General features: G+C 64.4%; 23 protein-coding genes and 1 other RNA gene. 6 read left to right on the top strand and 18 right to left on the bottom strand.

Features of this window, described 5'->3' with window-relative positions; all coding sequences use genetic code 11:
• Nucleotides 1-4 precede the first annotated feature (4 nt).
• The 3 genes from rsmH to rsmI all read right to left on the bottom strand — a co-directional run bounded on the left by rsmH (nt 5) and on the right by rsmI (nt 2,300).
• On the bottom strand, nt 5-961 hold the full coding sequence (gene rsmH / locus HOP59_RS05750; protein WP_010629150.1) for a 16S rRNA (cytosine(1402)-N(4))-methyltransferase RsmH: 957 nt from the start codon (nt 959-961) through the stop codon (nt 5-7).
• A 65-nt stretch (nt 962-1,026) separates the two neighbouring features.
• Nucleotides 1,027-1,389, bottom strand: an RNA gene (rnpB, locus tag HOP59_RS05745) — RNase P RNA component class A.
• A 53-nt stretch (nt 1,390-1,442) separates the two neighbouring features.
• Nucleotides 1,443-2,300 carry a 16S rRNA (cytidine(1402)-2'-O)-methyltransferase gene (gene rsmI, locus HOP59_RS05740; RefSeq protein ID WP_026038206.1) on the bottom strand — a complete coding sequence of 286 codons (858 nt, stop codon included), beginning with the start codon at nt 2,298-2,300 and terminating at the stop codon, nt 1,443-1,445.
• 103 nt (nt 2,301-2,403) lie between these two features.
• Here rsmI and HOP59_RS05735 point away from each other — a divergent pair, with 103 nt between their 5' ends.
• Genes HOP59_RS05735 through HOP59_RS05720 form a run of 4 tightly spaced genes read left to right on the top strand, consistent with a single transcriptional unit; the run spans nt 2,404 to nt 5,744 of the window.
• Nucleotides 2,404-4,173 (top strand): penicillin-binding protein activator, encoded by a 1,770-nt coding sequence (locus HOP59_RS05735; protein ID WP_234253132.1) that lies wholly within the window; start codon nt 2,404-2,406, stop codon nt 4,171-4,173.
• Nucleotides 4,157-4,525: a YraN family protein gene (locus HOP59_RS05730; protein ID WP_010629153.1), complete on the top strand. Its 369-nt coding sequence runs from the start codon at nt 4,157-4,159 to the stop codon at nt 4,523-4,525. The genes HOP59_RS05735 and HOP59_RS05730 overlap by 17 nt, the downstream gene beginning before the upstream one ends.
• 42 nt (nt 4,526-4,567) lie before the next feature.
• Nucleotides 4,568-5,161: a phosphoheptose isomerase gene (locus HOP59_RS05725; protein WP_010629154.1), complete on the top strand. Its 594-nt coding sequence runs from the start codon at nt 4,568-4,570 to the stop codon at nt 5,159-5,161.
• 4 nt (nt 5,162-5,165) lie between these two features.
• Nucleotides 5,166-5,744, top strand: coding sequence for a BON domain-containing protein (locus tag HOP59_RS05720; RefSeq protein WP_010629155.1), 579 nt, complete (start codon nt 5,166-5,168; stop codon nt 5,742-5,744).
• Nucleotides 5,745-5,849: 105 nt separating this feature from the next.
• Here the strand turns inward: HOP59_RS05720 and HOP59_RS05715 are convergent, their stop codons facing one another.
• The 8 genes from HOP59_RS05715 to zapE form a co-directional block, all read right to left on the bottom strand.
• Nucleotides 5,850-6,320 carry a ClpXP protease specificity-enhancing factor gene (locus HOP59_RS05715; protein WP_234253131.1) on the bottom strand — a complete coding sequence of 157 codons (471 nt, stop codon included), beginning with the start codon at nt 6,318-6,320 and terminating at the stop codon, nt 5,850-5,852.
• A 50-nt stretch (nt 6,321-6,370) separates the two neighbouring features.
• A complete protein-coding gene (gene sspA / locus HOP59_RS05710; RefSeq protein ID WP_010629157.1) occupies nt 6,371-6,997 on the bottom strand; it encodes a stringent starvation protein SspA in 627 nt (208 codons plus the stop codon).
• Nucleotides 6,998-7,150: 153 nt separating this feature from the next.
• Nucleotides 7,151-7,918, bottom strand: coding sequence for a cytochrome c1 (locus HOP59_RS05705; RefSeq protein WP_234253130.1), 768 nt, complete (start codon nt 7,916-7,918; stop codon nt 7,151-7,153).
• Nucleotides 7,918-9,177: a cytochrome b gene (locus HOP59_RS05700; protein ID WP_010629159.1), complete on the bottom strand. Its 1,260-nt coding sequence runs from the start codon at nt 9,175-9,177 to the stop codon at nt 7,918-7,920. The genes HOP59_RS05705 and HOP59_RS05700 overlap by 1 nt, the downstream gene beginning before the upstream one ends.
• Nucleotides 9,177-9,770: a ubiquinol-cytochrome c reductase iron-sulfur subunit gene (gene petA / locus HOP59_RS05695; protein WP_010629160.1), complete on the bottom strand. Its 594-nt coding sequence runs from the start codon at nt 9,768-9,770 to the stop codon at nt 9,177-9,179. The genes HOP59_RS05700 and petA overlap by 1 nt, the downstream gene beginning before the upstream one ends.
• A 217-nt stretch (nt 9,771-9,987) precedes the next feature.
• Nucleotides 9,988-10,377, bottom strand: coding sequence for a 30S ribosomal protein S9 (gene rpsI / locus HOP59_RS05690; protein ID WP_010629161.1), 390 nt, complete (start codon nt 10,375-10,377; stop codon nt 9,988-9,990).
• A 13-nt stretch (nt 10,378-10,390) separates the two neighbouring features.
• A complete protein-coding gene (rplM, locus tag HOP59_RS05685) occupies nt 10,391-10,819 on the bottom strand; it encodes a 50S ribosomal protein L13 (RefSeq protein ID WP_010629162.1) in 429 nt (142 codons plus the stop codon).
• A gap of 173 nt (nt 10,820-10,992) precedes the next feature.
• Nucleotides 10,993-12,177 (bottom strand): cell division protein ZapE, encoded by a 1,185-nt coding sequence (gene zapE / locus HOP59_RS05680; protein ID WP_234253129.1) that lies wholly within the window; start codon nt 12,175-12,177, stop codon nt 10,993-10,995.
• A 215-nt stretch (nt 12,178-12,392) separates the two neighbouring features.
• Between zapE and HOP59_RS05675 the strand changes: the two genes are divergently transcribed.
• Nucleotides 12,393-12,845, top strand: a complete 453-nt coding sequence (locus HOP59_RS05675) for a Z-ring associated ZapG family protein (RefSeq protein WP_010629164.1) — start codon at nt 12,393-12,395, stop codon at nt 12,843-12,845.
• A 29-nt stretch (nt 12,846-12,874) separates the two neighbouring features.
• On the opposite strand, the gene HOP59_RS05670 is transcribed toward HOP59_RS05675, so the two are convergent.
• Complete coding sequence (locus tag HOP59_RS05670; protein WP_234253128.1) at nt 12,875-13,636, bottom strand: Nif3-like dinuclear metal center hexameric protein; 762 nt, start codon at nt 13,634-13,636, stop codon at nt 12,875-12,877.
• A 98-nt stretch (nt 13,637-13,734) separates the two neighbouring features.
• On the opposite strand from HOP59_RS05670, the gene HOP59_RS05665 reads away from it, so the two are divergent.
• Complete coding sequence (locus HOP59_RS05665) at nt 13,735-14,943, top strand: Do family serine endopeptidase (RefSeq protein WP_010629166.1); 1,209 nt, start codon at nt 13,735-13,737, stop codon at nt 14,941-14,943.
• 59 nt (nt 14,944-15,002) lie between these two features.
• Here HOP59_RS05665 and hisD read toward each other — a convergent pair whose 3' ends face one another.
• The 6 genes from hisD to HOP59_RS05635 all read right to left on the bottom strand — a co-directional run bounded on the left by hisD (nt 15,003) and on the right by HOP59_RS05635 (nt 19,748).
• Entirely contained in the window at nt 15,003-16,328 is a 1,326-nt protein-coding gene (hisD, locus tag HOP59_RS05660; protein ID WP_234253127.1) for a histidinol dehydrogenase, read from the bottom strand.
• Between the two features lie 43 nt (nt 16,329-16,371).
• Nucleotides 16,372-17,034: an ATP phosphoribosyltransferase gene (gene hisG / locus HOP59_RS05655; protein ID WP_010629168.1), complete on the bottom strand. Its 663-nt coding sequence runs from the start codon at nt 17,032-17,034 to the stop codon at nt 16,372-16,374.
• Nucleotides 17,035-17,075: 41 nt separating this feature from the next.
• Nucleotides 17,076-18,338 (bottom strand): UDP-N-acetylglucosamine 1-carboxyvinyltransferase, encoded by a 1,263-nt coding sequence (gene murA, locus HOP59_RS05650; RefSeq protein WP_010629169.1) that lies wholly within the window; start codon nt 18,336-18,338, stop codon nt 17,076-17,078.
• A 12-nt stretch (nt 18,339-18,350) separates the two neighbouring features.
• A complete protein-coding gene (locus HOP59_RS05645) occupies nt 18,351-18,620 on the bottom strand; it encodes a BolA family protein (protein WP_010629170.1) in 270 nt (89 codons plus the stop codon).
• Between the two features lie 142 nt (nt 18,621-18,762).
• Nucleotides 18,763-19,089, bottom strand: coding sequence for an STAS domain-containing protein (locus HOP59_RS05640; protein ID WP_010629171.1), 327 nt, complete (start codon nt 19,087-19,089; stop codon nt 18,763-18,765).
• A complete protein-coding gene (locus tag HOP59_RS05635) occupies nt 19,086-19,748 on the bottom strand; it encodes an MlaC/ttg2D family ABC transporter substrate-binding protein (protein WP_010629172.1) in 663 nt (220 codons plus the stop codon). Before HOP59_RS05635 ends, HOP59_RS05640 begins: the two co-directional genes overlap by 4 nt.
• Nucleotides 19,749-19,783: the final 35 nt, after the last annotated feature.

Here is a 19,783-nt window from a genome sequence, read left to right as displayed (position 1 = left end):
CTCCTCAGGCCAGCTTGCGTGCAGCGCGCATCACAGCGCTGCGCGCGCGCGGATTGGCGTCGACTTCAGCCGCCGACGGGCGCTGCGCCTTGCCCAGCATCTCCAACCGCCTGCGCAGCTGGTCCTCCCGTACCGGCACGCCCCGCGGCAGGTCGCTGTCGCCACGCACGTGTTCGCGGATGAAGCGCTTGACCCGCCGATCCTCCAGCGAATGGAAACTGATCACCACCAGATGACCACCGGGAGCCAGCGCCTCCAGCGCCCCAGCCAGGGCGGCATCCAACTGTTCGAGCTCGGCGTTGATGTGAATACGCAGCGCCTGAAAGGCCCGCGTGGCAGGATGCTTGCCTTTCTCCCAGGCAGGGTGGGCCGTCTTGAGCACCTCGGCCAGATCGCCGGTGCGCAGAAAGGGCTTTTCGAGACGCCGCGTCACGACGGCTCGGGCCAGACGTTTGGCGAACCGCTCCTCGCCGTAGCTCTTGAACACCTGCGCGATATCGGCTTCGCTGGCCCGCGCCAGCCAGTCGGCGGCACTCTCGCCACGGGTCGGGTCCATGCGCATGTCGAGGGGGCCGTCACGCAGGAAGCTGAAGCCCCGTTCGGGGTCGTCCAACTGCGGCGAGGAGACGCCAACGTCCAGCAGCACGCCATTCAGCTTGCCGAAGAGGTCGTGGCGGCGTGCGATCTCGGCCAGATTGGCGAACTCGCCCTGCTCGATGGCGAAGCGCGAATCCGTCAGCGTGTGCGCCTCGGCAATGGCCTGGGGGTCGCGGTCGATGGCCAGCAGGCGGCCCTCTGGACTCAAGCGCTCGAGGATGGCTCGGGAGTGGCCGCCGCGCCCGAAGGTGCCATCCAGATAGACACCCTCGGGATCGTGCACGAGAGCATCCACGGCCCCATCCAGTAGCACGCTGGCATGACGAAAGCCATGACGGCTCGGTTCAGCTGCGGATGGCGGCATGCGCTTTCCTGATGTCTCGGACTCGTAGGGACGCATCCGGTAGCCCGGATGCGCTAGCTGTGAATCGGGGGAGTCGGCCGATAAGCCGGGTTCTGTCGTGGACAGTCATTCATCTAGGAGCCGCGTCACCGCGACCCTCCAGCAACCTACCCGAACCCGACGCGGGCCACGTCATAGGGTTCCTATTTGGTCTTGCTCCGGGTGGGGTTTACCATGCCACGCACTGTTACCAGGCGCGCGGTGCGCTCTTACCGCACCCTTTCACCCTTGCCGGCCTCCCGAAGGAGACGTAGGCGGTCTGCTCTCTGCTGCACTTTCCGTCGGCTCGCGCCGCCCAGGCGTTACCTGGCACCCTGCCCTGTGGAGCCCGGACTTTCCTCCCCCGCACCGACCAGGGCCGATGCGGCGGCGACCGTCTGGCCGACTCCGAGCGCAAGAATACCAGCGTGCCGGTGGCCTCTCAATGTCTTTCCGCCCCGTATCAACGGGCTTCCTTCAGCGCCTGGGCCTGGCCATACCAGGTTTTCTTCGCCCCGCCCAACAGCCTTGCCGCTACGGCCGCAGCCTGTTTCACCCCCACGCCCTCGTCCAGCAACGCTGCAAGCAGAGTCTGCGCCTCCACGCTTGCCGCATCGGCGCTCTCTCTCGGCTCGGCCCCCGCCACCATGACCACGAACTCGCCCCGCGCCTGATCCGGGTCGGCCTCCATCCGGGCCAGCAGTGTCTCGGCGTCGCCTTCCAGAAAGGTTTCGAAGGATTTAGTCAGCTCCCGTGCCAGGACCAGCCGGCGCGCACCGAGCTCGGCGGCAATGTCGGTCAGCGTGTCGCGAATCCGGTGCGGCGACTCGTAGAAGACCAGCGTCTCCTCCCGCGTCGCCAGGTCCTTCAGGCGCTGGCGACGAGCCCCGCCCTTGGCCGGCAGGAACCCCTGGAACAGGAAGCGGTCGGTTGGCAAGCCGGACGCACACAACGCCGCCACCAGTGCACAGGCGCCGGGAACCGGCACGATGCGACGCCCCCGCGTCCGCAACTCGCGCACCAGCACAAAACCCGGATCGCTGATCAGCGGCGTTCCCGCGTCGCTCACCAGAGCGATACTTTCACCGCCCAGGAGGCGCTGGTCGATCTGCTCGACCCGGGCCGCCTCGTTGTGCTCATGCAGCGAGAGCATGGCCACCGACAATCCCAGGTGACGCAACAGCCGCGACGTATGACGGGTATCCTCGGCGGCAACCAGCGCCACCTCGCCCAGTATCCTCGCCGCCCTGGGGCTCAGGTCCTCCAGATTCCCAATCGGCGTGGCGACCACGTACAATGTACCAAGATGTATATCTGACATGGCGACTCCTCAGGGGGATTTTTCGGCCTTGGCCCGTGCGAGATGAAGGGTCGACTCCCGAGGCAGATGAACGCCGCTCCGAGCCCGAGACAAGGAAGGATTCATGCTAAAGATGCCCCGCGGCCTGCTGGCCACCGCGCTCCTCGCCCTCCTGGTGGCTGGCTGCGCTCCTCCCGGCATCGTCGAGCGAGCTCCCGTCGACGACCCCGAGCAGCTCCTGCGGCAGGCACAGCAGCAGGCACCCGAAGAGGCCGCGCGCAGCCGACTCGAAGCGGCCGACATCCTAGCACGCCAGGGGCAGCGCACCCAGGCACTGCAGATCTCCAGCGAGATCGACGACAGCCAGTTGCCCGCCGAATACCGGCTGCAGTGGGCCATGCTGCTGTCGGAGCTTGGCAACGAGCTCAACGAGCCCTGGGCGGTGATCCAGGCCGGTCAATTGCTCGACGAGATCGACTTCCCCCGCGATGCCGGCCTGATCCTGCGCGAGCGTCTGGGGCTGGCGCTTGGCCAGGTCGACGAACATCGCGCCGCCGCCGACATGCTGATGTACGTTCAGGCCCGCACCGAGCGTGAAGCACTCAACGATCCCATCTGGAACTCGCTCTCCCGGCTCGACGCCAGCGAACTGGCCAGCCTGCGCGAAGGCGCCGACGAGCTGACCCTGGGCTGGCTGAGTCTTGCCAGCCTGGTGCGTGAAAGCGATGGCGACATCGAGCGCCTGCTGTCGAATCTGGAAACCTGGCGTGAGCGCAATGCCCGGCACCCGGCAGCCCGCGACGTGCCCTCGGAGCTGGTCGCCCTGCGCGAACTGCGCGGCCGGGAAGTTCGCCACATTGCCGTCTTCCTTCCCGAATCGGGCCCGCTGAGCAGCGTCGCCGAGTCGATCCGCGCCGGCATGCGCATGCACCACATGCACAGCTCGGAGCGCAACGGCGGCCTGCGCCTCTCGTTCATCGACGCCAGTCACGGCAACCTCGATGCTCTCTACGCCGAAGCGCGCGACATCGGTGCCCAGGTGGTCATCGGCCCTCTCGACAAGGATGAGGTCACCGAACTCGAGAATCGCGACCGCGTACCGCTGCCGACACTGGCGCTCAATTACGGCCACGGCGACATGAACCAGGCGCAAGGCCTGTTTCAGTACGGATTGTCGGCAGAGGACGAAGCGCGCCAGGTAGCCCGTCGCGCCCGTGAGGACGGCCACCGTCGCGCTGCCATGATGGTACCCGACAACGAGTGGGGCACCCGGGTCGGCCGCGCCTTCCAGCAGGAGTGGAGCCGACTCGACGGCATCGTCACCAACGCCGTCACCTACGACCCCCGCGGCTCCGCCACCGAAAGCACTCGTCGGGCACTTTCCGGCGGCCGTCCGGACATGCTGTTCCTGCTGGCCTTGCCCAGCTACGCCCGCCAGGTTCCGCCGAATCTCGACTATATCGACGCCGCCAACCTGCCCATCTACGCCACCTCGCACCTGTACGAGGGGCGCCCGCAGCCGCTGCTCGACCACGACCTCGATGACGTCTTCTTCGTCGACATTCCCTGGCAGATCCCCGATGCAGCGGTCGGCGGCGTCGAGGCGCTACCTTACCTGGCCAGCTTCCAGGATCTGCGCGAAGACTCCGACCCCTCCACCTTCCGCCTGATGGCAATGGGCGTCGATGCCTATGAGCTGGCACGCAGGCTGCCCCAGTTCCAGTTGCTGCCAGAGAGCGAGCTGTTCGGCGCTACCGGCTTGCTGCTGCCAGGGCGTGACGGTCGCATCGAGCGCCGGCTGCCATGGGCACGCTTCGAGCGTGGCGTACCGCGCCCGATCCTGAGCTTCGAACTACTCGACGGCGACCTTCTCGACAATGGCCAGCTCAACTGATGCCCGGGCCCGCGGCGCTCGTGTCGAGCGCCTGGGTGCCGAATGGCTTGCGGGCAGAGGGCTCAAGCTCATCGCCAGCAACCAGCAGTTCAAGGGCGGTGAGCTCGATCTGGTGATGAGCGACGGCGAGACACTGGTCTTCGTGGAGGTGCGTCATCGCGCCGACACCCGCCACGGCCATCCTCTCGAGACCGTCACCCGGGCCAAGCAGCGCAGGCTGGTCCATGCCGCGCGTTTTTATCTGGCCCGCAACCGGCTATCATGTCCCTGCCGTTTCGACGTGCTGGCAGTGACCGGCACCCCGCCCTTGCTTGATTTCGAATGGGTGCAGGGCGCTTTCGAAGCGTTCTGACCACCAGCTCGTACCATGTCCCGCGACCAGGACTTTGACAGAATGGACTATCAGCAACGCATACTCGGCCACTTCAACGCCAGCATCGATACCAAGACCTATGCCAGCGAGGTGCTACCTCCCTTCATCGAGGTAGCCAGCCAGATGATGGTTCAATGCCTGGTCAACGAAGGCAAGATCCTGGCCTGCGGCAATGGCGGCAGCGCCGGCGACAGCCAGCACTTCTCCTCCGAGCTGCTCAACCGCTTCGAGCGTGAGCGGCCCAGCCTGCCGGCCCTGGCATTGACTACCGATACTTCGACGCTGACCTCCATCGCCAACGACTACAGCTACAGCGAAGTCTTCTCCAAGCAGGTGAGAGCCTTGGGGCAGCCCGGCGACATCCTGCTCGCCATCTCCACCAGCGGCAACTCGGGTAACGTCATCCAGGCCATACAGGCCGCCCACGACCGCGACATGGCCGTCGTCGCCCTCACCGGTCGCGACGGCGGCGACATGGCTTCCCTGCTGGGGCAGGACGACTGCGAAATCCGCGTTCCTGCCACTTCAACGGCACGCATCCAGGAAGTTCATCTCTTGGTGATACACTGCCTGTGCGACCTCATCGATGAACAACTCTTCGGTACCAGCGAGTAATCCCATGACCTCGACAAGACTGATCGCCACCCTTCTGACCGCACTGGCCATTACCCTTGCCGGTTGCACCACCGTCACCGGCGTCGCCAACCCCGGCACCATCGACGAGAACTACGGCAAGCGCACCCTGGGCGCCCAGGTGGAAGACGAGAGCATCGAGACCAAGATCGCTCACAACCTGCGCCGCACCGATGCACGGCTCGGCGATGCGCGCATCAACGTCGACAGCTACAACGGCATCGTACTGCTCACCGGCCAGGTGCCCAGCGAAGAGCTGAAACAACGCGCCAGCGAAGTGGCCCTCGAGGTCCGAAACGTGCGCGACGTGCACAACGAGCTGTCGGTGTCTGCCAACCTGCCGGCAAGCCAGCGTCTGTCCGATACCTGGATCAATACCCGTATCCGCACCACCCTGGCCGCCGATCAGAGCATCGACACCAGCCGACTGCGCTTCGTGACCGAGAACGCCACGGTCTACATCATGGGCATCGTCAGAAGAGCCGAATCAGACCGCATCGTCAACGCCGTTGCCGATGTCGGCGGCATCCAGCGCATCGTCAAGGTCTTCGACTACCTCGATTGATACCACACGCTGCTCGCATCGAAACGCAGAACGGCAGGCCCATGGCCTGCCGTTCTGCGTTTCTGCTCATTCGCGTCACATCGACGTGTGACGCATGTCACGCAATCACTTGATCACGCGCAGCGACGGACGCTTGCGAGAAGGCTTCTTGCCTGCAGGACCGGACTCAGAGGTGGAGCCTTCGCCCTCCCTTTCGGGTGTGTCGATGCCGCTGAGCTCGGGCTTGGCGTCGGTGGCCGACTCCTCCCCCTGCGGCATCGGCATGGCGGGCTCGTGACCGAAGACCATCCCCACGCCATTCTCCTTGGCGTAGATCGCCACCAGCGCCGGCATCGGCACCACCACTTGCATTGGCTGCCCGCCAAAGCGTGCATGAAAGCGGATGGCATCGTTCTCGATGTGCAGGTCACGTACGGCGGTCGGCCCGACATTCAGCACGATCTGACCGTTCTGCACGAACTGACGAGGTACGCTGACGCCCGGCTGCTCGGCATCCACCACGATGTAGGGCGTTTGCTCATTGTCCAGAAGCCACTCATAGAGCCCTCTGGCAAGATAGGGACGGCTCGACAACATGGGTTCTGCCCTCCTCCATTGTGGCGGCGTCGGCCAGGCCGACGCCTGGTTCAGGTGCGCATTTCGCGCTCGTTCTCGCTCAATGACGATACGAAGGAGTCACGCTCGAACAGGCGTTCCATGTAGGTCACGAGCGGCTTCACCTGCTTTTCCGGCAGCTCGATACCAAGCACGGGGAGACGCCAGAGGATCGGTGCAATACAGCAGTCCACCAGCGAGAACTCCTCGCTCATGAAGAACGGAACGTCCTCGAAGATCGGCGAAATGCCGACCAGGCTTTCGCGCAGCTCCTTGCGCGCCTTTTCCACGTCCTTCTTGGCGCCGCTCTCGATCTGTTCGACGAGCGGGCACCACTCACGCTCGATGCGATGCATCCAGAGACGACTTTGTGCCCGCGCGACGGGATAGACCGGCAGCAACGGCGGATGAGGAAAGCGCTCGTCAAGGTACTCCATCATGACCTTGGATTCGTAGAGCACCAGATCGCGATCGACCAGGGTCGGCACGCTATTGTAGGGATTCATGTCGGCGAGCTCCTCGGGGCGCTGATCGCCGCTAACCTCGAGAATATCGACCGCCACGCCCTTCTCGGCGAGCACAATGCGCACGCGATGACTGAAGTGGTCATCGCTTCCCGAATAGAAGATCATCGATGACCGCTTGGCCACTACACCCATGTAACAATCCTCGCATCAATTCGAACCCGCATGATAGCACGACACCCCGAGCTCGGGGGCGTGCCATGCAATGCGGACTCAGAAGAACACACAGGGGGCGCATGACCCGATAGCCATACGCCCCCTGCGGCACAACCTGCCGATTCAATCGAATCAGTGAATGTCGCGCCAGTACTCACGCTTGAGCAGGTACGCCAGCACACCGAAGATGAAGATGAAGATCAGCACCTTCGGACCCAGCACCTGCGCCTGCAGCTTGGAGGGCTCGCCCACGTAAGCCAGGAAGTTGGTCAGATCGTAGACCGCCTCTCTGAACTCGTCCGGCTCCATGCTGCCGGGGCGAGTTACCTGGAGCACGTCGCAGGACTGATACTTGCCGGTCAGCGGATCGAGCTCGGCGCCTTCGATGGGACGATCGGTCTGAGCGCAGACCTTCTCCTGAACGCCCTGCAGCGGCTCGAGCACGTTGGGCATGGCCACCATGTCGAAGACCTCGTTGTTGACCCCGTTGGGACGGTCAGGGTCGCGATAGAAGGTCAGCAGGTAGGAGTAGATCCAGTCGGCTCCACGCAGACGACCGTGCAGCGTCAGATCCGGCGCTGCCGCACCGAACCAGCTGTCGCCGTCGGCACGGGTCATGGCCGTGAGCATCTGGTCGTTGTAGGCCAGATCGGCAGAGAAGATCAGATTCTCTTCGACCAGGTCCTGAGGCATGCCGAAGTCTTCGGCGGCACGCGCGAAGCGCTGATGCTCCAGAGAGTGACAGCCCATGCAGTAGTTGACGTAGAGCTGCATGCCACGCTGCAGTGACGCCTCGTTACGCAGATCCGGTGTCATCGAATACGGCACGTCGGGCATCGGCGCCGCCATGGCAGCGAAGGGCACCAGCGCGAAGAGCAGTGCGAACAGTTGCTTTTTCATTAGCCAGTCACCCTCTCCGGAACGGGTTTGGTCTTCTCCATCCTGGTGTAGAACGGCATCAGCAGGAAGAAGGCGAAGTAGATCACCGTGCACAACTGCGCCACGATGGTACGCAGCTGCGTGGCCGGCAGCGCGCCGAGAACGCCCAGGACCACGAAGCTGATGGCGAACAGCGCCAGCGCGATGCGCGACAGCCAGCCCTTGTAGCGCATGGAGTTCACCGGGCTACGATCGAGCCACGGCAGGACGAACAGCACGGCGATGGCGCCACCCATGAAGACCACACCGAGGAACTCGGCCTGCAGAGGCCCAATGTCGAAGGTGATGGCTCGCAGAATCGCGTAGAAGGGCGTGAAGTACCACACCGGCGCGATATGGTCTGGCGTCACCATCGGGTTGGCCGGCTCGAAGTTCGGCCGCTCGAGGAAGTAACCGCCACCCTCGGGGAAGTAGAAGATCACCGCCGCGAAGACGAACAGGAACACGGCCACGCCGAACACGTCCTTGACGGTGTAGTACGGATGGAACGGAATACCGTCCAGCGGCTTGCCGCTCTCGTCCTTCTTGGCCTTGATGTCGATGCCGTCGGGGTTGTTCGAACCCACCTCGTGCAGGGCGATCAGGTGCAGCACCACCAATGCCAGAATCACGATGGGCAACGCCACCACGTGCAGGGCGAAGAAGCGGTTGAGCGTGATACCGGAGATGAGATAATCGCCACGAATCCACTGGGCCAGGTCGGGACCGACGAAGGGTATGGTGGCAAACAGCGAGATGATGACCTGAGCACCCCAGTAGGACATCTGACCCCAGGGCAGCAGGTAACCCATGAAGGCTTCCGCCATCAGCAGCAGATAGATGGCCATGCCGAAGATCCACACCAGCTCGCGCGGCGCCTTGTAGGATCCGTACAGCAGGGCGCGGAACATGTGCAGGTAGATCACCACGAAGAAGGCCGAAGCCCCGGTGGAGTGCATGTAGCGGATCAGCCAGCCATACTCCACGTCGCGCATGATGTACTCGACGGAAGCGAAGGCCCCCTCACCGGAAGGGTTGTAGCTCATGGTGAGCCAGACACCGGTGAGAATCTGGTTGACCAGCACCAGCAGTGCCAGCGAACCGAAGAAGTACCAGAAGTTGAAATTCCTGGGCGCGTAATATTGACTCAGATGATCTTGCCACATTTGCGTGGCGGGAAAGCGATCGTCCACCCAGCGCATGAAGCCGCTTTCCGCCTTGACCCGATTCGGATTACCCATCACGCAGTCTCCTGATCTTCGCCGATGATAATGATATCGTCGGTTTCAAAGCGGTATGGCGGCACCTCGAGATTGGCCGGCGCCGGCACGTTGCGGAATACCCGGCCCGCGAGGTCGAAGTAGGAGCCGTGGCAGGGGCAGAAGTAACCGCCCGGCCAGGCTGTCATGTCGACATCGTCCGGACTGGGGCGGAAAAGCGGCGAGCAGCCCAGATGGGTACAGATGCCGATCAATACGGAAATCTCGGGCCTGATGGAGCGCAGCGGCCCTGATACGTACGCAGGCTGCTGCTGCACTTGAGAATCGGGGTCGGCCAGGCGTGCAGGATCGAAGTTCTCGGTGCGCTCGATCATGTCGGGGGTGCGCATGACGATCCATACCGGACGTCCACGCCACTCCACGGTCATGCGCTGCCCAGGCTCGAGCTTGGAAATGTCCGCTTGAACCGGCGCACCGGCCGCCCTTGCCCTGGCACTCGGCTGCCAGGAAGCCACAAAGGGAACCGCCACTCCCACGGCACCCACCGCCCCTACGACGGTGGTGGCACCCAGGAGCAGTCGGCGCCGCCCTTTGTTCACGCCGTTGTCTGCCATCTTCTGGTTTCTCCCATCAGCTTACCCGTTGATACCGCACGGATTGAATTCCGCTACCACGGATACTAAAAATCCGATACATATTAAGGAATCGGGCCGCTTCGCACAAGACGAAGCGGCCCTGACCAAGGTGGAATTCTTTTTGCAATCTCTTGAATTAAAAAATAAAAAAACCCGGGCATTGGCCCGGGCTTTTTCGCCAGCGACTGAGTAAAAATCAGCGCTTGGAGAACTGCGGACGACGGCGCGCCTTGCGCAGGCCGACCTTCTTACGCTCCACCTGGCGAGCGTCACGAGTGACGTAGCCGGCGGCACGCAGGGCCGGACGGAAGTCCTCGTTGTACTCCATCAGTGCGCGAGTGATGCCGTGACGAATGGCGCCGGCCTGAGCAGAACCGCCGCCACCCTTGACGGTGACGAAGACATCGAACTGACCGGTGGTCTCGGTCAGCTCGAGGGGCTGACGCACCACCATGCGGCCGGTAACGCGACCGAAATACTGATCCAGCTCACGATCGTTGACGGTGATCTTGCCGGTGCCCGGCTTGAGGAAAACACGGGCTGTGGAAGTCTTGCGGCGCCCGGTACCGTAATACTGCTGTGCCATGGTGATGATCCCCTCAGATGTTCAGTTCTTGCGGCTGCTGGGCGGCGTGCGGGTGCTCGGCGCCGGCGTAGACCTTGAGCTTGGTGTACATGGCGCGCCCCAGCGGACCCTTCGGCAGCATGCCCTTGACGGCAGACTCGATCACGCGCTCGGGAGCGTGCGCAATCATCTTCTCGAAGTTCATGGAGCGCAGGCCACCCGGGTAACCGGTGTGACGGTAATAAGTCTTGGCCTTGGCCTTGTTGCCGGTGACCTTCACCTTCTCGGCGTTGATCACGACGATATAGTCGCCGGTATCCACATGAGGGGTGAACTCGGGCTTGTGCTTGCCGCGCAGGCGACGAGCGATTTCGGTAGCCAGACGGCCGAGCGTCTTGTCCGCCGCGTCGACGACATACCAGTCGCGCTGCACGGACTGCGGCTTAGCAGTGAACGTTTTCATGGAGAAATCACCACAAAATCAAACAAGTGTATTGGACCCAGCGCAACGAAGTGCGGTCAGGATCATCCCTATTTTTCTTGGTTGTCGCCTCGTCAGGAAGCGACAACGGTCGAGGAGCGCGTATTCTACATGAACTGCGCCCCCTGTTTAAAGCACTATCGCCACCATGGAGCTCACGGCTTGTGCGCCAGGGCCAGGTATTCGTGGGACTGCATCTCCTGCAGCCGCGACAGGGTACGCTGGAACTCGAATTCCAGGCGTCCATTGGCATACAGTGCCTCGGCGGGCACCTCGGCCGACATCAGCAGCTTGACCCCACGGTCGTAGAACTCGTCCACCATGTTGATGAAGCGTCGTGCCTGGTCGTCGGTGGCCGCACTCATGCGCGTCACGTTGGAAACCAGCACGGTATGAAATTCGCGAGCCAGCTCGATGTAGTCGTTCTGGCTGCGCGGCCCGTCGCACAGCTCACGGAACTCGAACCAGACCACATCCTCATGCAGCCGGCGCGCGCGCAGAATGCGATGATTGACTTCGATCGGCACGTCGGTTTCGCCGGCATGCCCGGCAACCTCACGAAAGCTGCGAGCGAGCTCACTCTCTGCCGCCTCGTCCAGGGGCGCATGGAAAATCTCGGCGCGCTTCAGGGCGCGCAGACGGTAATCGATGCCCGAGTCGACGTTGACCACCCGGCAGTGCCGCTTGATCAGGTCGATGGCCGGCAGGAAGCGTGCGCGCTGCAATCCATCCTTGTACAGCTCGTCGGGCACGATGTTGGACGTCGCCACCAGCACCACGCCGCGCTCGAACAGCGCCTCGAGCAGATTGGCCAGGATCATGGCGTCGGTGATGTCCTTGACGAAGAACTCGTCGAAGCAGATCACCCTGGCCTCGGCGGCGAACTTGCCGGCAATCAGGGTCAGCGGATTCTTCTCCCCCTTGTAGTGCTCGAGCTCGTTGTGCACCCGCTGCATGAAGCGGTGAAAATGGGTGCGCATCTTGTCGGGAAACGGCAGGGAGGCATGAAAGGTATCGACGAGATAGGTCTTGCCGCGCCCGACCCCACCCCAGAAGTAGAGCCCCTGGATGGCCGGCAGCGCCGGCTGTGGCGACACCTTGTCGCGCTTGCCGAACAGGCCGGCCATCTTGGACTTCAGCCCGCGACCGGTGGTCACCGAGAGCGGCTCGGTCCTGGGCGAAGCCACCAGCTGGTCGTATAGCCGCTGCAGATGCTCTACCGCCTGCTCCTGAGCCGGGTCGAAGTGGAAGTCATCGCGCTCGAGGTCGGCCCGGTAACGCGCCAGCGGCGTGCCGGCAGCAGCCGAGCGGTTCTCCGTTTGAGGCACGGTCGCGCACATGGAAGTTTCCTTGGTGATCTCTGCTCATGGCGTTTCAGGCAACGCATTATACGCATCGCCGCCAGCGTGCGAAGCAAAAACGCCCGCTCGCGGCAGACCGATGATCGTTGACCCGCCAACAGCCAACGCTTCTATAATGGGCCAGCCAGACAAGTCTCGTGCGCCGAACCGGTCAGACCTCTGGCAGCGGCGTGTATCAGCATCAGGAGAATTTCGTGGATTACGGCAATGTGAACTGGATCGTGGCTATCGTCAGCCTGCTGGCCGGCCTCGGCATCGGCGCCTTTGGCTATCGCATGCTCGCCACCTCATCGACCCAGCTGCAGGAGCTGCGACGCCAGCTGGCCGAACGTGAGCGCGAGCTGGGCGTGGTGCGGGAGGGCCTGGACGAGCACTTCAGCCAGGTGAGCATGATGGTGAGCAACATCCAGCGCGAGATGCGCACCCTCGAGCATCGCCTGACCGAAGATGCCAGCACGCTGAACTGCGAGCCGGTGAAGAGCCGGCAGCTCAAGGCTGCCGACCAGCCGGCCCTGACCGGCGCAGAGAGCGACGAGATACCGGCCCCCCGCGACTATGCCGACGGCTCCGGCGGCACCCTGTCGGAAGATTTCGGCCTGAAATCCAACCAGGACAAGAGCGAGCTGCCTCAGCCGCCCCGCTACTGACCGCCGCCACCGGGGTTAGCGTTATCCCGTCAGGCGGGGTTGTCGATATCGACGAAGCGATGCTCGACCCCGAACTCCCGAGCGATCCAGGCTCCCAGTGCCTGGACGCCATAGCGCTCGGTGGCGTGATGGCCAGCTGCCAGATAGTGGATCCCGAGTTCACGCGCGAGATGCGTGGTGCGCTCGGAGATCTCGCCGGAGACGAAGGCATCGGCCCCGGCTTCCCAGGCCTGGGTGATCATGTCCTGCGCCCCGCCGGTGCACCAGGCCACACGCCGAATCGCATGCCCACCGGGCGCCTCGATGAGCAGCGGCTCGCGCCCCAACCGCTCTCCGACTTGGCGCGCCAGCGCAGCCGGCGTCGCGGCTTGCGGCAAGCCGCCAAGCCACACCAACCCCTGCCCCAGCTCACCGTCGGCGCAGCCGTCCACCTGAAAGCCGAGCAGCCGGCCCAGCTCGGCGTTGTTGCCGAGCTCGGCATGGGCATCGAGCGGCAGGTGGTAAGCCAGCAGGTTGATGTCGTTGAGCAGCAGCGTGCGGATGCGCTGCTGCTTGATACCGGTGATCGGCACCGGTTCGTTCTTCCAGAAATAGCCGTGATGCACCAGCAGCAGATCGGCACCCCACGCCACCGCCTCGTCGAGCAGCGCCTGACAGGCCGTGACGCCACTCATCACACGCCGCACCTCTTCACGCCCCGCCACCTGGAGTCCGTTGACGGTGTAATCCTTGAAGGCGGCCGCAGCGAGCAAGGTATCGCAGGCCCGCACCAGGTCGTTACGCAAAATCATCGTGCCTCCCGGACAGCGCTTCGAAGTCGATGTTACAATTACGTCATTGTAACGACTGAGCGGGGTACCATCGACCACCGCCGACCAGGAAACGCCGCATGCGACGTTCTCTCATAGCCTACGCCCTACCCGTTCTCATCGGTGTGCTGCTGGCCATCGTGCTGCTGAATACCTTTCCCCAGCTACTCCAAGGCCCCTCGGCACCGCAAACGCCTGCCCAGCCAAGCCAACCCGCGGCAGTACAACCGCAGACACGCCCGGCCCCCGAGCTGCAGCAAGCCGCCCCGCTTTCGCGCCAGCAGGGCCCGGTGAGCTATTCAGAGGCCGTGGAGAAGGCGGCCCCGGCCGTGGTCAACATCTACTCTACGCGGGTGGTGGCGCGCGAGGAGCATCCGCTGATGTCGGACCCGTTCTTCCGTCAGTTCTTCGGCGACGACCTGCCCACCCAACAGCGCCTGCTGTCGAGCCTCGGTTCGGGCGTCATCGTCAGCGAGGACGGCTATGTGCTGACCAACCATCACGTCATCGACGGCGCCGACGAGATTCAGGTGGCTCTGCGCGACGGCAGGGAAACCCTGGCGGAGGTGATCGGCACCGACCCCGAGAGCGACCTGGCCGTGTTGCGTATCGAGCTGGACAACCTGCCGGTGATCGAGATCTCCGATACCAACGACGTGGCGGTGGGCGACATCGCCATGGCTATCGGCAACCCCTTCGGCGTGGGCCAGACGGTGACCATGGGCATCATCAGTGCCACGGGGCGCAGCCACCTCGGCCTGAGCGCCTACGAGGACTTCATCCAGACCGATGCCGCCATCAACCCGGGCAACTCGGGCGGCGCACTGGTCAATGCCGAAGGCGCGCTGGTCGGTATCAATACCGCCATCTTCTCGCGCACGGGCGGCTCCCAGGGGGTCGGCTTCGCCATCCCCATGCGGCTGGCCAGCACCATCCTGGACGATCTGGTGACACAGGGGCGGGTCATCCGCGGCTGGCTGGGCGTCGAAGCCCAGGAAATGACCCAGGACCTGGCCGCCTCCTTCGGCCTGGTGGCGCCGCGCGGCGTGGTCATCTCCGGCGTCGTTCCCGAGGGGCCCGCGGCGGAGGCCGGCCTGCGGCCCGGCGACGTCCTGCTCGAGGTCGATGGACGCCCCATCCTCGATGCGCGTGCCGCCATGAGCGATATCGCCGCCATACAGCCAGGCGCGACCCTGCCGCTGACGCTGGTGCGCAGCGGCGAGACCTTCACCGTCGATCTGGAGGTGGGCGAGCGCCCGCTCCCGCCGAGCCGGCGCCCCGAGCGCTGAGGGGTCGCGGCTGATGCGATGCCCCAGCGCCCTTGGACTGGGACGCGCCAGGCTCCTTGCTAGCGACCCTTGATGCGATACTCGGCAGAGCGTGCATGGGCCGTCAGCGACTCACCCCGCGCCAGCACCGACGCCACGCGACCCAGCGTCGACGCCCCCGCCTCCGAGCAGTGAATGATCGAAGAGCGCTTCTGGAAATCGTAGACTCCCAGCGGCGAGGAGAAGCGCGCCGTACCGGAGGTCGGCAGCACGTGGTTGGGGCCGGCGCAGTAGTCGCCCAGCGCCTCGGCCGTGTAGCGCCCCATGAAGATGGCACCGGCGTGGCGCACCTGCGGCAGCATTGCCTCGGGGTCGGCCAGGGAGAGCTCAAGGTGCTCCGGGGCGATGCGATTGATCAGTTGCACGGCCTCGTCGCGGTCACGACAGTGAATCAACGCACCACGCCGCGCCAGCGACTCGCGCACGATCGCCTCACGCTCCAGGGTCGGCAGCAAGCGCGCGATGGCCGCCTCGACCTGATCCAGATGGGACTCGTCCCAGCTCACCAGCAGCGCCTGGGCGTCCTCGTCATGCTCGGCCTGGGAGAACAGGTCCATGGCCAACCAGTCGGGATCGGTGCCACCGTCGGAGACGACCAGGATCTCCGACGGCCCGGCGATCATGTCGATACCCACCTGGCCGAACACCGCCCGCTTGGCGGTAGCCACGTAGATGTTGCCCGGCCCCACGATCTTGTCGACCCGCGGCACGCTCTCGGTGCCATAGGCCAGCGCCGCCACCGCCTGGGCGCCGCCGATGGTGAAGACGTGGTCCACGCCGGCGAGGTGGGCCGCCGCCAGCACCAGCTCATTGAGCACGCCGTCGGGGGTCGGCACCACCATGACGATTTCCCGCACTCCCGCCACATGAGCCGGGATGGCATTCATCAACACAGAGGAGGGATAGGCTGCCTTGCCGCCGGGCACGTAGATGCCAGCCCGGTCGAGGGGCATCACCTGCTGGCCCAGCACGCTGCCGTCAGCCTCGGTGTAGGACCATGATTCAGGCTTCTGACGCTCGTGATAGAGGCGAATGCGTTCGGCAGCCTGGGCCAGGGCGTCACGCTGCTGCTCGGGCAGACCGCGATAGGCCTGCTCCAGCCTGTCGGCCCCCAGGGTAAGCTCGGCCATGCTGCCCACCGACAGACGATCGAAGCGCTGGGTGTACTCCACCAATGCCGCATCGCCACGCTCCTTCACCGCAGCGATGATCTCTGCCACCCGCCCCTGAACCTCGGCATCGGACACGCCCTCCCAGGCCAGCAGCGCGTCGAGACGGGCATCGAAGTCGCCGTCGCGGGTGGAAAGGCGGGCCAGGTCGACGGATCCTGCCAGGGTTTCGCTCATGTTCGCATTCGCCTCCTAGAAGAGATGTGGTCTTGTTCGCGGCTCAGCCGGCGGGAAGCTCTGCCGCCGGACGGCGCCGCTCCACCGCCTGGGAGAGGCGCGCAAGCAACGGCTTGAGGCGTTCGTGCTTCATGGTCATGGCGGCCTTGTTGACGACCAGCCGCGTGCTGATCGGCGCGATCAGCTCCCGTGGCGACATGCCGTTGGCGCGCAGGGTATTGCCGGTATCGACGATGTCGACGATCTCGTCGGCCAGATTCATCAGCGGTGCCAGCTCCATCGCCCCGTAGAGCTTGATGACCTCCGCCTGGATGCCCTGCTCGGCGTAGTAGCGGCGCGCCACGTTGACGAACTTGGTCGCCACCCGCCGGCGCGCGCGCGCCGGCTTGGCGCCGTCGATGCCGGCGGTCATCAGCTTGCACTTGGCGATTTCCAGATCGAGCGGCTCATATAGCCCTTCGGCACCGTGCTCGAGCAGCACGTCCTTGCCCGCCACGCCGAGATCGGCGGCCCCCATCTGAACGTAGGTCGGCACGTCGGTGGCGCGAATGATCACCAGCTTGACGTCGTCGAGGTTGGTGTCGAACAGCAGCTTGCGGCTCTTGCTCAGGTCCTCGGCCGGCACGATGCCGGCATCCGCCAGCAGCGGCAGGGTCTCGTCGAGAATACGGCCCTTCGACAGGGCCAGGATCAGTTGCTTGCTCATGCTCTCGCCTATGGTCAACGCTGGTCGAATCGCCTGCCCGCTCAGCCGGGGATACGGCGAATCCGGGCGCCCAGCAGCTGCAGCTTCTCTTCGATGCACTCGTAGCCGCGATCGATGTGGTAGATGCGATCGACCAGGGTCTCGCCCTCGGCCATCATGGCTGCGATCACCAGCGAGGCTGACGCCCGCAGGTCGGTCGCCATCACCGGTGCGCCGGAGAGGTGCTCGACCCCGGTGATCATGGCGGTATTGCCCTCGAGCGCGATCTTCGCCCCCATGCGGTTCAGTTCCTGAACGTGCATGAAGCGATTCTCGAAGATGGTCTCGACCACGCGTGAGGTGCCGTCGGCAACCGCATTGAGCGCCACGAACTGAGCCTGCATGTCGGTCGGGAAGCCCGGGTACGGCGCGGTGCGAATATTGACCGGCCGCGGGCGGCGACCTTCCATGTCGAGCTCGATCCAGCCGTCGCCGTGAGCGATCTTCGCCCCGGCCTCCTCCAGCTTGGCCAGCACCGATTCGAGAATGTCGGCGCGGGTGTTGCGCACCCGTACCCGCCCCCGCGACAGGGCGGCGGCGACCAGGAAGGTGCCGGTCTCGATACGGTCGGGCATGACGTCATGATAGGCACCATGCAGGCGCTCGACGCCTTCGATGACGATGTTGTTGCTGCCGTGGCCGCTGATCTTGGCGCCCATCTTGATCAGACACTCGGCCAGATCCACCACCTCGGGCTCCCGGGCCGCGTTCTCCAGAACCGTGGTGCCCTCGGCCAGCGTTGCGGCCATCAGCAGGTTCTCGGTGCCGGTGACGGTCACGGTATCGAAGAAGATGGTGGCGCCCTTGAGCCGGCCGTCGACGCGGGCGCGCACGTAACCGCCTTCGACACGGATCTCCGCCCCCATCGCCTCGAGGCCGCGGATGTGCAGGTCTACCGGACGCGAGCCGATGGCACAGCCGCCCGGCAGCGAGACGTCGGCGTGACCGAAGTGCGCCAACAGAGGCCCGAGCACCAAGATGGAAGCGCGCATCTTCTTGACCAGCTCATAGGGAGCATGGCAATCGCGCACCTGGGAGCCGTCAAGCTGAATGGTCATCTTCTCGCCCATCACCGGCTCGACGCCCATGCGCCCGAGCAGCTCGAGGGTGGTGGTGATGTCCTGAAGATGCGGCAGGTTACCGATGGTCACTGGCTCGTCGGCCAGCAGGGTAGCGCAAAGGATAGGCAGCGCCGCGTTCTTGGCACCGCTGGCCCAGACCTCGCCGTCGACGGGCCCGTTGCCGGTAATGATCAGCTTGTCCATGTATCTCGACCGTCAGGCACCCTGGCCGGGTGAAGCCACGTTCTCAGGCGCACTAGCCCACTGCGCCGGCGTATAGGTCTTGATGCTTACGGCATGTACGGCACCGGAGGCGATCTCTTCGGAGAGCGCTCCATAGATCAGCTGCTGGCGCTTGACCGGGGACAGGCCAGCGAAGACCTCGCCCACGGCGATGACCTGGAAATTGCAGCCCTCGCCCTGGATGTAAAAATCGCAATCCTCGAGGCGCGCCTCGAGCAGCGCCTTGATGTCACTGGGTTGCATGAAAAGCGAAACTCCTGTGGGACGAATGGAGCGGCACGCGGCCCCAAACGGGGCCACGGCCAGGAACAAGAATCCCTACATGGTAAAGAAAAGCATCGCGCTTGGCGATGCCGGGTACAGACCCTGCAGGCCGAGCCCAGCTTTAGGGGGCCAGCGGCAGGAGCTCGTCGAGCCCCGCCACCCGGGTGAGCCGGGCCAGCGGAGCGGAAAGCCGAACCTCGCGAATCTTGACGCCGGCACGGCGAGATTGGCGCGTCCACTCGAGCAGCACGCTCACGGCCGCGCTGCTCACCCGCTCGACGCCGCTCAGATCGAGCACGATGCGGGTTCCGGCGGGCTGCCCAGCGATCCAGGCGCTACCGGCCTCGGCCAGCGGTGCGGCAATGTCGAAATCGACGTCGCCGCTGACGGCCAGCCCTTCCGGGCCAGCCTCGAGCTCAATACCGCCGCGCTCGAGCAGACGGCTCATGCATCACCACCCTGCTCCAGCTCCTCGGTGGCGATTTCCGGCGACCAGGAAGCGATCACCGCATCGTAATCTCGGCCGTGATCACGCATGGCCTGATCGAACTGATTGCGGAAGGTCAGGCCCAGATTGATGCCGTTGACGATGACGTTGACCACCTTCCACTGGCCGTCGGTCAGGCGCAGCGTGTAGCTGACCGGATAGACGGTGCCATCCATCGCCACCACTTCCATGGAGACCGACGCCTGATCCTCGTGGCGCGGCGGACGCTGGCTGTCAAGCACGCGCAGCTCACGATAGTCGAAGGTCACCAGGCCCTTGGTATAGGTATCGATCAGGGTCTGACGAAATACGTTGGCGAAGCGCGAACGCTGCTGAGGGGTGGCATTCTGGAAATAGCGACCCATCACGCTGGCGCCAATGTAGCGAAAATCGGCGATGTCATCGAGGTTCTCGTCCACCAGCGCCTTCAGCTCGTTCATGTTGTCGGCATAGTAATCTCTACGCCCTTCGATCTGTCCCATCAGCTCATCGACGCTGTAGCGGATGACCTGCTCGGGACTGCGCTCGGGCGCCGCCGCTGCGGCCAGGCTGGTGAGCATCAGGCACAGGCCCAGCACTACGCGGTGAAAAAGAGTGAAGGGGGATGTCATCTGAGTCATGGCTGGACCTCATCAAATAAAAGGTAACTCAAGGA

Origin of the sequence: Billgrantia aerodenitrificans, assembly GCF_021404405.1 — a bacterium.
Classification (GTDB): Bacteria; Pseudomonadota; Gammaproteobacteria; order Pseudomonadales; family Halomonadaceae; genus Halomonas; species Halomonas aerodenitrificans.
Note: the sequence above shows the minus strand (reverse complement) of the source record. Positions and strands in the feature narration are given on the sequence as shown.